Annotated in this window: 8 protein-coding genes; all 8 read left to right on the forward strand. The window is 56.9% G+C overall.

What is annotated here, in order from left to right; genetic code table 11:
- Positions 1–116 precede the first annotated feature (116 nt).
- The 8 genes from HMPREF9153_RS00420 to HMPREF9153_RS00455 are packed head-to-tail and all read left to right on the forward strand — an operon-like array spanning position 117 to position 12,307.
- Positions 117–1,250, forward strand: coding sequence for an ABC-three component system protein (locus HMPREF9153_RS00420; RefSeq protein ID WP_203335080.1), 1,134 nt, complete (start codon positions 117–119; stop codon positions 1,248–1,250).
- The gene (locus tag HMPREF9153_RS00425) at positions 1,247–1,474 is read left to right on the forward strand and encodes an ABC-three component system middle component 7 (protein ID WP_004808653.1); all 228 of its coding nucleotides are present in this window, start codon (positions 1,247–1,249) and stop codon (positions 1,472–1,474) included. The genes HMPREF9153_RS00420 and HMPREF9153_RS00425 overlap by 4 nt, the downstream gene beginning before the upstream one ends.
- Entirely contained in the window at positions 1,464–3,185 is a 1,722-nt protein-coding gene (locus HMPREF9153_RS00430; RefSeq protein WP_203335081.1) for a DUF2326 domain-containing protein, read from the forward strand. The genes HMPREF9153_RS00425 and HMPREF9153_RS00430 overlap by 11 nt, the downstream gene beginning before the upstream one ends.
- On the forward strand, positions 3,182–3,418 hold the full coding sequence (locus HMPREF9153_RS00435) for a helix-turn-helix domain-containing protein (RefSeq protein WP_004808655.1): 237 nt from the start codon (positions 3,182–3,184) through the stop codon (positions 3,416–3,418). Before HMPREF9153_RS00430 ends, HMPREF9153_RS00435 begins: the two co-directional genes overlap by 4 nt.
- Positions 3,419–3,458: 40 nt before the next feature.
- Complete coding sequence (locus HMPREF9153_RS00440) at positions 3,459–5,417, forward strand: site-specific DNA-methyltransferase (protein WP_004808656.1); 1,959 nt, start codon at positions 3,459–3,461, stop codon at positions 5,415–5,417.
- A gap of 15 nt (positions 5,418–5,432) precedes the next feature.
- Positions 5,433–8,399: a restriction endonuclease gene (locus HMPREF9153_RS00445; protein WP_004808657.1), complete on the forward strand. Its 2,967-nt coding sequence runs from the start codon at positions 5,433–5,435 to the stop codon at positions 8,397–8,399.
- A gap of 11 nt (positions 8,400–8,410) precedes the next feature.
- A complete protein-coding gene (locus HMPREF9153_RS00450; protein WP_004808658.1) occupies positions 8,411–11,263 on the forward strand; it encodes an SNF2-related protein in 2,853 nt (950 codons plus the stop codon).
- Positions 11,264–11,293: 30 nt separating this feature from the next.
- Complete coding sequence (locus tag HMPREF9153_RS00455) at positions 11,294–12,307, forward strand: DUF3644 domain-containing protein (RefSeq protein WP_004808659.1); 1,014 nt, start codon at positions 11,294–11,296, stop codon at positions 12,305–12,307.
- Positions 12,308–12,568 lie beyond the last annotated feature (261 nt).

A 12,568-nucleotide genomic window follows, 5' to 3' on the forward strand; every position in this document is an offset into this window, starting at 1 on the left:
GATCCGGCATGGTGTACTCCAAATACCTGATTTCAGGCTAGAAATCGGGGTCTGCTGAACTGTGAGAAAACGTGAGGGGCTGTCGTGAGAAACCATGAGACTCGATGGGTAGGAGGATGATGAAGTTCTTCGAGCTCGCCGATGCGCTACAGCCCGCCGTGCCTGGAGGATTGTCACGAGCGCCCTATCTGCGCGAGTTGATCTCGATGTTCACCAACGTCACCGAAGCCGAATGGGCGACGCGGAACGACCCCTCCACGCTGCCGTCTGATTCGACGCTGGAATCGATGGCATCCCGTGATAGCGCGTTCACGAAGAAACTGGCGAAAGCGATCACTGCCCGGTGGGGCATCAAGAACTTCGTGACCGTCCTGGACGAGCTGGAGCTAGAGACCCAACAGCTGATCACGGACAACATTGCCGCCTACGGTGAGCAGGTTCGTCTTGACCATTTCCCCGCCGACGTGGCGCGTCTACTCGTGGAGATCGTTCACGCGAAAGCCAGCACAGACCACGGCAAGCAGCAGGTGCTGACGCAGATCGCTATCCAAGCTGCCCGCGTCAAGTACGAGAAACTCGTGGTGGCTCGCTCGCGCGGCTGCACGGAATGCAGAACTCCGCTGAGGGTGATCGCGCACGGGCACCAGGCCGACTCCTACGAGATGGTGTTCCTCGACGCTGACGGTGACGAGTACGGCCCAGACGACTTCGCCGCGCTGTGTAAACCGTGTGCCGAGAAATACGAGCTCGCCCACACGTCGACCGATGTGGACAGGCTGCGGCAGCAGAACCGGCTCTGGTCGCTGAGCGACCGGATCGATGAGGGGCTCGTGCCGCTCGGCCTGGACGGCAAGATCGCCGAACTGCTCAAGGCGATCCATAACCTCCCGGTCGAAGACCTTGCCCCGGACGTCACCTATGACGTGATGCCGATGCAAGCCAAGCTCGCCGATACGAAACTGGTGCGGCGCGTCCGTGACCACATGAGCATCTACGAGACCAGGGTGCGCCAGACGGCGAAAGCCCTCCAGGAGGCAGGACAACTCGACTTCGAACGGATGCGTGACGACATTTGGGGTGCCTGGCGAGTATTGGCCGACGCTGGTCTGAGCCAGGACGAGATCTGGACCCGGCTCACTGCATGGATTCACCAGCACACGAACATCGACGATTACGCCTGCGGGGTGGTCGTCTCGTTCCTGACCCAGATCTGTGAACTGTTCAAACCAAGGAGGCCGGTACTGGCATGATCAGGCTTCCCAACAAGCTCTACCGGTTCAACGAGACCGTGCTCGCGGACTTTGTCACCATTCTCAAGACCCTCGGCACCGAATCCGTACCGGTTCTTGACGTGCAGCGCCGCCTCGCCGACAAGCTGCACACCGAAGACCTCATCGAGGCCCTCACCCTCCTGCTCACCCTTGGGGTGCTCGACCTGGATGCCAACGAGGGGCTGATTAGTCGTGCTCACTAGGCTCTGGTCACCGGCATTCCACCGCAACGGCGAGCCGCGTCCGGTCATCACCATGCATGCCGGGGTGAACATTGTTGAAGGTGCCGACCAAGCACAAAACTCGATCGGCAAATCCACGCTGCTCCAAATCATCGACTTCATCTACGCCGGGAACGACTTCCTGAACTCGGACGCTGTACGACTCCCGCAAGCCGTCGGCCACCACGCCATTCACTTCACCCTCAGACTGACCGGTACGGATCAACACTTCGTCCGTGCCACCGACCGGCCCGGGTTCGTCACCCGCTATCACGACGCCGACTGGCAGGAGATGGTCGAAGACCTCACCCTGGCCGAGTATCAGCAGTTCCTGCTCGACGAGTACGGCCTCGGGGAAACCGGCGGCACCTGGCGTGAACTGGTCGGACGATTCAGTCGCGTCGATGAACGCGATATGGCGCTCCTGGATCGGCCACTGGCCGCAGCCGCACGTGCCAACGACATCGAAGGCGCGAAAGCACTCCTGCGACTGTTCGGCGCGTACGAGGAGATCGAGAAGATCCAATCCCGCTACGACCAGGTACGCAAAGAAGTCGACGCTCTCAATGCGATGGCGAAAGGCAAGTACTCCAGCTACATCAAGTTCACGACGAAGAAGGAACGCACCGCCGCCCAGAAAGAACTCCTCCAGGCTCGTAGCGAAGCGAAACAGCTGCGAACCCACGCCGACCTTGATCTCTTCGAAGCCGAGCGGAGAGCCAGGGAGGAGCAGGCGCTGCGCCGCTCCGAACTGCGACCGCTCACACAGCAGCTCGACGAGATCAACAGCAGACTCACGATCGTCAACGCCACCCTCGCAGGGCAAACCCGGATCACCACCCGTGACCTGGAAGAGTTCTACGAGTTCTTCCCCCACGCGAACCGTGAATCCTTAGAAACCATCGAGTACTACCACCACCAGCTCACCGGTATCCTCGAAGACCAGCTCCGCGAGCAGCAGCGCCACTACCAGGCGCAAGCAGCCGAGTTGCAGGTCGCCATCGACAACTTGAAAGCCAAGATCCTGGCGCTCGGAAAATCCGTGCAGCTCGATGATGAGGTCTACGACCAGTCCGCCCAGCTGCAAGCCCGGATCGACCGACTCGAAGAGCAAATCCGTGCCTTCGACCACAACGAGGAACTCAAGAAGGAACGCAAACAGCTCAAACATGAGATCGATGAGGCCATCCCGCAGACGCTCGGGCATCTGACAGACGCGATCAACACGCAGATTAAAACCGCCAATGATGCGCTCTACCCGCAGCAGCATCGCAAGAGCCCACTGTTCACGTTCAAGGCCGCAGCGAAAGGCGTCTCCTATACGTTCGACCACAACGGGGACACCGGCTCGGGTGCCAAGGCCAAGAACCTCATCGTGTTTGACCTTGCCGTCCTGCAAAGCACACCGCTGCCGTTCCTCATCCACGACTCGGCGATCATCAAACCCGTCGCCTTCGCGCCCGTCCACGAGTTGCTCACCATCTACGCCCACAGCAGCACGCTTACTAGCGGCGCGAATGAACCCAAGCAGGTGTTCTTCTCCTTCGACGCCACCAAGGCCTACGGCACCGGAGCCGAAGACGCCGTTGCTGAGAACCACATCATCCACCTCGACGAAGGCACCGAAGCCCTCTACGGCTTCACCTGGAACCTAGAAACCGACCAAACCGATGCAGGAGACGACCAACCGTGATCATCACCTTCAAACCACTATGGAAACTCCTCATCGACCGCGACATGACCCGCGAAGATCTACGCCACGCCGCAGGCCTGTCACCAGCCACCATCGCCAAACTCGGCAGAGACGGCAACGTCACCACCGACGTCCTCGCCCGCATCTGCCAAGCACTCGATTGCAGCTTGGAACAAATCGCCCTAGCTACATCGCGCAGCGATCCATGCGGTGAAAACCATGAGCACGCATAGCGACCCCCAGACTTCAATCTTCTAAGCAACGGAGCAATTCATGTCAGATACGATCAATCAAGTCCCGGGCACCACACCCGATTTCACGACAGAGGCAGCGAACAAACTCGCTCTACTGTTCCCAGAGATCGTGGCCGACGGGAAAGTTGACATCGGTAAGCTCAAAATCATCCTCGGAGTCGATGTTGATGACGCCCGTGAGAGGTTCGGTCTGACCTGGCCCGGCAAGGCACAAGCCATCCGAGCGGCGCAAACACCGACGACGGCAACCCTGATGCCCGACAAAGAGAACTCTGTAGATTGGGACGCCACCCAAAACGTGTTCATCGAGGGTGACAACCTCGAAGTCCTCAAGGTCTTGCAGAAGCACTACTACGGGCAGATCAAAATGATCTACATCGACCCGCCCTACAACACGGGCAATGATTTCGTGTACAGCGATGATTACTCTGACTCAATTGGCTCATACTTGGAGCTTGCGGGTCAAGCCGACGAACTCGGCAAACTTTCTACGAACTCCGAATCAGCTGGCCGTTTTCACTCGAACTGGCTCAACATGATGTATCCAAGACTCAAAACATCTCGGAATCTCCTAGCCGACGACGGTGTCATCTTCATAAGCATTGGGGATAAAGAACAGTCGCGACTAAAAGATATTTGTGATGAAATTTACGGCGAGCACAATTTCATTGCAAGTTTCATTTGGGAAAAATCCCAGCACTTCGGGCGTCAGAAAGTAAACTCCTACTCAAATCACGATTTCATTCTGTGTTACGCCCGGCAATTATTTGACCCGCAAGGCAGCAAAAAAGAGCTGCTTGTCGAGTTCTCAAAGACTGAATTCGAAGACGCGCCCCTGTACAATGCCTCAAATCCAGAGAATACACTGCTATTCCCAGCTGGATCAACGAAGTTTAATATCCCTGACGGGGTCTATGCTGAGTCATCCGATCAAAAGTACTCATTGCGCACCCCGGTTGTGGTTAAGCAGGGAAGGAATGAGAATTCGTTCGAGCTGAAATTTCGGTCTCGATGGTCGCGCGAGACCGTCTTGGCAGAGGCCGAAAAGGGGACAACTTATTGGGTAAAGTCAAAGAACTTCGCCATTCGAGCGGTCTATTCTGAAGGCAAAGCCTCGAACGAATCCCCGAGGCAAGTAATCTTCACTAATTCTTCGGCACCGAATAGAACTAAAAGCAGGTTCGGTGTGCCTGTGGGTACGAATGAAGAAGCTTCTTCGCAGCTCAAAGAACTCATGGGGGGAGATTACTTTTCGTACCCAAAGCCGACAAGCCTTATAGAGTACCTGGTTTCACTAGTGGCCCCGGGCACAGTTCTGGACTTTTTTGCGGGTTCAGGAACCACTGCTGAAGCGGTGATGGCACTCAATTCTAGGGATGGAGGCGACCGACAAACGATCTCAGTACAGCTACCAGAGCCGCTAGAGGAGGAGAAGCCTGACGCTCACGTAGCTGGATTCGAAACAATTGCTGATATCTCGCGCGAGCGTATCCGCCGTGCGGGAGAGAAGATCCTTGAGGAGGAGTCAAGCAAGCTTGATGGTCGCCCAGATTCCCTCGATGTTGGTTTCCGCGCTTACAAGCTTGTGGACACTAACTTCACGAAGTGGAGGGCGGACTCTGGACTCTCTGAAGACGAGCTAGTCGGTTTGTTTGCCGACTTGGCTGACTCGGCTGATGATCATGCCCGTCCCGAGGCGCTCCTGACCGAGGTGCTCTTGAAGCTGGGGTTCTCGTTGACGGAGAAAATCGAAACTGTTGAGGTCGCGGGCTTAAGCGTGTTCAGTGTGGCTGATGGCCTGGTGCTGGCTTATTTGGATGAACACACCCAGCCGACACTGGACCAGCTGCGCGCTCTTGTCGGTGAGGAGCCGGAGCGTCTGGTGGTTCTGGAGGATGCATTCCAGGGCAATGACGAGTTGAAGACGAATCTGGTGCAGGAGTGCCGCACGCGCAACGTTGATCTGTGGACGGCGTAGGAGGGTTCGGGTTCCATGAAATTCCAGTTTGACCCGCGCCAGCCGTACCAAACCAGTGCGATCGAGGCCGTCACTGACCTGTTCGATGGGCAACCAGCTGACGCAGACCAGCTTCTCACCAGCCTGCAGTACCTACCGTCACAACAGACGCTCGATTTACCAGATGTCGGTGGTCAGGAAGCCTTCGACGTTTTCTTAGAGATCGGCGCATACGGCAACAATCTTGTCCTCGACCAGGACACGATTTTGAAGAACCTGAAGCGCGTGCAGGACAGGAACGGCCTGGAGATCAACGAAGAGTTGGTTGATGGGTTGCAGTTCGATATCGAGATGGAGACCGGCACGGGTAAGACTTATGTCTACCTGCGCACGGCCTTTGAGCTGGCCACGAAGTATAAGTTCAACAAGTACATCATCCTGGTTCCCTCGGTTGCGATCCGTGAGGGCGTGAAGACCAGCATCCAGTTGATGCGAGAGCACTTCCGCCACCTGTACCCGCAGATCAACATGGACTACACCGTCTACTCCGGTGACCGGGCTGAGGACGTGCGTGATTTTGCTACGGCTACGTCCTTGCAGTTCATGGTGATGACGATCGACTCGATCCGTGGTGATAAGAACACCCGCATCATTCACCAACAGCGCGACAAGCTGTCCGGGCTGCGTCCGTTGGATTATTTGCAGGCGACCCGGCCGATTGTGATTATGGACGAGCCGCAGAACATGGAGTCGCTGCTCGCGCAGTCTGCTGTGGCTGACCTGAACCCGATGTGTACGTTGCGGTACTCTGCCACGCACCGCATGACCCGCAACGTCGTGTACCGGTTGGATCCGTTGGATGCGCATCGGCTGGAGCTGGTGAAGAAGATCGTTGTTTCGGATGCGCAAGAGCTCGGGAGCGCGGCTAAACCGTATGTGAAGCTGCTTGAGGTCAAGCGTGACCCGACCTTCAAAGCTGGCCTGGAGTTGATTTGTCGTAAGAAGGATGGTTCGTACGCGAAGCGGAAGGTTACCGCGACTCAGGGCGCTGACCTGGAGCGGCTCTCTGGCGGTAACCCGGCGTATGAGGGGAATTGGCGGATCAACGAGATCAGCGTGATGCCTGAGCAGATTGAACTGACCAACTACGGCTATCTGCGCGTAGGGGAAGAGATCGGTAGTAACCAGGCCGCTGTCTTCCAGGCGATGATCCGCGAGACCGTTCGCGAGCACATCCGGAAAGAGGAACAAGTGCACCCCCAGGGAATCAAGGTGTTGTCGCTGTTCTTCATCGACAAGGTCGCCTCCTACCTGGGTGAGGGCATCAATAACCTGGACGCCAACGGTGATTTCGCAACCTGGTTTGACGCCGTCTATCAAGAGGAGCGGGCGAAAAACTCTGCCTCTCATGCGTTTTTACCTGCCGATCCGATAGAGGCACGCTCGGGCTACTTTGCTCAGATGAAGCGGGGCAAGGGCAAGGCTGCGCAGATGACGTTCAAGGACTCCTCGGGCAAGACAAAGGCTGATGATGACGCCTATGAGCTGATCATGAAGGACAAGGCTCGGTTGCTGAGCATGGATGAGCCGGTTCGGTTCATCTTCTCCCACTCTGCGCTGCGTGAAGGGTGGGATAACCCGAACGTGTTCCAGATCTGCACCCTGCGCGACATGTCCAGCGAGACAGAACGCCGTCAGACGATCGGGCGCGGTTTGCGTCTGCCGGTTAACCAGGATGGTGAGCGCGTCAAGGACGCCGGTACCGCACAGTTGACGGTCGTAGCGAACGAATCATATGCAGCGTTCGCTGCCGCACTGCAGGACGAATACAAGCGTGCCGGTGTCGCCGTCGGTTACGTGCGTAAGACCGAGTTCGCCGAACTACCGATCGTTGAGGACGGTAAGGAATCCCGCCTTGGCACGCGCCGCTCCGCTGAAATCTGGGATGCTTTGCACGATCGCGGTTACATCAACGATGCCGGTGAGGTCTTGGGCACGTGGGTGCCGGAACAACTCGGGTTCACAGTCGGGCTACCTGAACAGTACGCGGGCTACGAGCAAGAAGTCATTGACCTGGTTGAACGGTGCAAGATCGAAGTGCTGGTCAAGCCCAAGCGCAAGCGCGTGACTCGCTCGCTGAACAAACAGGTGTATGCCACACCCGAGTTTGAGCAGTTCTGGGAGAAGATCACATCGCGCACCACCTACCGGGTGAGCCTAGACCGTGCTGACCTGGTTCGACGATGTGTGACAAGAATCAAGGAAGCCCCAGAGATTCATCCGATCCGTATCCAGGTCACACGCACGGGGCTGGAGCTCACCCGAGGTGGGCCGAAAGGTTCGGTTCTTGGGTCCCGCGACGAGGTACTCAAAGAGTCCTACCCGTTGCCAGACATTATCTTGCAGCTCCAGGAATCCACCTCGCTGACCCGTAAAACGATCATCGACATTCTGATGGGCTCGGAGCGGGTAGGTGAGTTCCTGACGAACCCGAATGACTACATCAAGATGGTTACCGGGTGCATCGAAACCGAGCTTGCTCACACCCTCATCGAAGGGATCCAGTATGAGCCGATCGGTGGCAGCATCTACGAACTACGTGAGCTACAGGCCGATGGGCTTGAGGAGAAGGATCGTTTTATCGACCAGCTCTACAAGGTGACCCATAAGGAGAAGACCGACTTCGATTATGTGGTCTTCGACTCGGCGGTTGAGAAACAGTTCGCCCAGTACTTGGATGGGCGTGAGGACATCAAACTGTTCATGAAGCTGCCCGACAAGTTCCGCATCCCTACTCCGGTCGGGGACTATAACCCGGACTGGGCGATCATCAAGGTCGAAGATGGGGTCGAGCACTTGTATTTGGTGCGTGAGACGAAGTCAAGCCAAGATCCTTCGAAGCGTCGCCCGAGCGAAAACGCGAAGATCACAGCAGCGATGAAGCACTTCGAGGCCATCGGCGTGGACTACGCGGTGAGTTCTCCTGATCGCTGGGCAATCTAGGAGACGAATGCGTGTTGCGGCGTTTAAGTGACTATCAGGCCAAGTTCTATGCTCACGAGCTGGATCGTTCCTACGCGTCCGATCATGTTGGGCGGTTAGCGGGTCTGCTGTTTGATGCCCAGGTGGAGCCCAAGCCTCACCAGGTGGATGCGGCACTGTTCGCGTTGCAGACCTCGTTCACGGACGGGGTGATCCTGGCTGATGAGGTCGGCCTCGGTAAGACGATCGAGGCCGGGATCGTCATCAGCCAGTACTGGGCACAACGTCAACGCCGCATCCTCATCATCGCCCCGTCCTCGCTGCGTCAGCAGTGGCAGCAGGAGCTGAGTGAGAAGTTCGCGCTGCCTGCCACGTTGATGGACAGTAAGAACATCGACACACTCATCGCCCCAGGTGGCCGTGATGAGATCCTCATCTGCTCCTACGAGTTCGCAAACTCCCAAACCCACAAGCTCATCCGTACATGGGATCTGGTGGTGTGCGATGAGGCGCACCGGTTGCGCTCCCACTGGACAGGACAAGCGAAAATCGCGGGCAATGTTGCCAGGATCTGTCAGGCCGCAGGCAAAACGGTGATGCTGACCGCAACCCCGCTGCAAAACCGTCTTGAAGAGCTCTACGGGCTGGTCAGCGTGTTCGCACCCGACTACTTCCACTCGCTTGAAGCGTTCAAAGAACGCTACCTCGACCACCCCGAAGGAGTCGGGAACGACGATCTTTCCGCACGAGTGGCACGTATCGCCAAGCGCACGTTGCGCAAGGACGCGGATAAGTACATTCGCTTCACCCAACGGATGCCGCTGACCATCGCTTTCACACCCAGCCCCGAAGAGATCCAGCTGTACGACAAGATCAATGAGTATTTGCAGCGACCATTCTTGTGGGCCTTCGCCAAGTCCCAACGGCACCTATCTGCACTCATCTTGCGCAAACGGCTCGGCTCTTCATCCTTCGCGGTGGCTACGACGCTGGAGAGAATCGCGGATCGTCTCCAGGCAGAAGTGAAGGCTGGACGTAGACGCAATGACGCGGGCGGTCTTGTAGACGACCCCGACCTGACCAGCGAGATGCGGGAAGCCAGCGAAGCCAACACCGACACTAGCGTTGAGCAGATCGACACCGGTCAGCGTGCCGAGATGCTCGACGAGGTGAACGAGCTGCGCGGCTTTGCTGCCCTGGCGCGGTCGATCACGGTCAACCAGAAGGCTGTCAAACTCGTCGACGCACTTGAGCAAGGCTTCGAGAAGCTCCGGGAGATTGGTGCACCCGAAAAAGCGATCATCTTCACCGACTCGACCGTCACCCAGGACTACCTCGCCCGGTCACTGACCGATGCTGGGTGGGGTGAAGGGCTGATCCTGTTCAACGGCAGTAACGACAGCCCGGAATCGAAACGGATCTACGACAAGTGGCTAAAGGAAAACCACGGCGGTGACCTCGTCACCGGTATCGCTGCTGCTGACCGCCGTAAAGCTCTCGTTGATGAGTTCCGTGACCGTGGCCGATTGATGATCGCCACCGAAGCTGCCGCTGAAGGTATCAACCTTCAGTTTTGCTCCATGCTCGTCAACTACGACCTGCCGTGGAACCCGCAGCGTATCGAGCAGCGTATTGGCCGTGTGCACCGGTTCGGGCAGAAGCACAATGTCATCGTGGTGAACTTCTCCAACAAGGGCAACCTTGCAGAAGAACGCATCCTCGAACTACTGAGCGAGAAATTCCAACTGTTCACATCCGTGTTTGGCGCATCCGATGAAGTACTGGGGCAGATCGAAGACGGTCTGGACTTTGAGAAGTCGATCTCTGCCATCTTGGACAACTGCAAAACAGCTGCCGAGATCGATGCAGCGTTCAAGGAACTCGAGGAACGGTACTCGAAACAGATCAACCGTGAGATGAAGAAGACACGGGCAAAAGTCTTCGACAACCTCGACCCGAAAGTACGCGACAAACTCAAGTCCTACGACGCACAGACCGGGGTGGTGCTCAACGCCTTCGAACGCCTACTCATCCGGGTCACCCACCACGAACTCGAAGACCTGGCGACCTTCAACGGTTCGGGTACCCAGTTCACACTCCACGAACCACCACACGTGGGCATCCCAGTTGGCGACTACTACTTCAAATCGGAACCCCGGAAGGGCGCGCACCAATACCGGTACACCAGCGACTTGTGTGCCTGGGTGATCGACGCAGCGAAAACCCGTGCAACCCCACCAGCAAGACTCACCTTCAAGATCAGCAGCTCAGAGCGTGCAACCGCAATTGCAAAACGCCTGCGCCACAAGCGAGGAAGGCTACGTGTTGAAGAAGCCAGCTTCGCTATGAAGGCAGGAAGCCAGCAGCTGCACGAGTCCTACCTGCTGACCGCTGGGTTCTTTGACGACGGCACCCCTATGGATCATGAGCAGATTAGAGACCTTCTCGACCTGCACTGCACCGACAGCACTGCTGACCACGTCGAGACCAGAGGTTTCGACGAAGTCATCGCACAGGAGCTGGAGGAACTCAGAGGTGACGTCGAAGACCGCAACGCGCGCTTCTTCCTCGAACAAGAAGCACTCCTCGACGCGACACGGCTCGACCTCAAGGCGAAGTACGACGCGAAGATTCGCGAGTACCAAGCCAAGGAAGCCACCGCAAACAAGGAAGCTCGCAAGGCCTCGAACGCTACCCAAGAGCTGAAGCTGAAGCAGGAGGCGCGTCAGTGGCGACGCAAGGCTGACGATGCTGAGGATGAATACCGCAGTGAGCGGAACCGTCTCCGTGATGAGTCCGATCAACTGCTCGACAACGCACAAGATGCTCTCCAAGCGAAGCAGTCCCGCCAGGTGCTCTTCAGCATCAACTGGGAGGTCAAGTGAACATGCCAGTGCCCAGGGAAGGTATGTCTGATGGCTAGGCCATATGTTTCGCACAAGAAGCTCTGCGACAACTCTCGCGCGGCGATGCTCGCAGCCATCGAAATCTACAACAAGCCACAAACGACTTATCGTGAGCAGGTCGTCACAGTTCTTGTCGTCAACGCATGGGAACTCATCCTCAAGGCTGCTCTACGGAAAGCTAAGAAGAACATTTTCTACAAGAAGAAGCGCGGTGAAGACTACCGATCTTTTTCCTTAGAGCATTGCATCGCTGATATGGATCGCCATCGTCTTTGGCCCAGTAGCGTTGACGGAGATGGCGTTCGAGCTAACCTGCATGTCCTCACTGATTATCGAAACAAGATCATCCACCTTTACGTGTCCGACGATCTCAACACGATCCTCTACATGTTCCTTCAGCAAAGCATCGTGAACTACCGCGACTTCGTGCTCGATGTCTTCGGTAAGGACTTGGCTGATGACATCACATGGACGCTTTTGCCGCTCGCTGCGAGCACCCCCAGCGATGCAATCCGATCCCTACGAGTCGACGGGGATGGAAGATCCACGCAAGTAGTCGAGGACTTCCTACGAGACCTGAGGAAGATCATCGGCGAAGCTGAAGATCTAGGAGCAGACATGGGCCGCATCGCCATGATCCAAGAGATCAACCTGCAATCTGGGAAGAAGATCAGCCGAGCCGATCTTGAAGTTGCGATTGACCAAGGTGCCGCAACCACGATCGTTCAACGAAAAGTGGACCCCAACGAAACACACCCGTATTCCGCAACGCAACTGATAGCGCGAGCGAATAGGGCAAGGAAGAACGGGAGGAAGCTAACCAGCTACGATCTGACTTGCATGGCGTGGAAACACAATATGCGAGACAACAGCAAGTTCGCTTGGCGAGGAACCCATAGCCCCACCCACGTGTGGTCTGGAGATGCGTTGAGCTTTCTCAAGAACCAAACTGACGAGGAGTTCGACCGCGTCAGGGCGGAGTACAATCAGTATCAGCGATACAAGAAGCGCAGCAAGAAGTGAAGGGTGACTCCCGGATACCTTTTGACGCGACCCCTGTGCTTTTTGACGGCTCCGAGTTCGTGCCGCAGAGTGGGTGCAAAACCAGCTCGCCCCGCTGAATCGGCTCCACAATCAGCTGGCCGAACTGACCCCGCCAGCGTGCCGGTACTTCGCCCGCCACGACCGAACAGCTCGCGTTCCCCGTGTTATCGCGCCATTTCACGCGGCGAGCACACAATCGCGCACATCGTTAGTTTGTATCACTCGCGCTATCCAACGTTT

The organism is Cutibacterium avidum ATCC 25577 (assembly GCF_000227295.1).
Taxonomy (GTDB): Bacteria; Actinomycetota; Actinomycetes; order Propionibacteriales; family Propionibacteriaceae; genus Cutibacterium; species Cutibacterium avidum.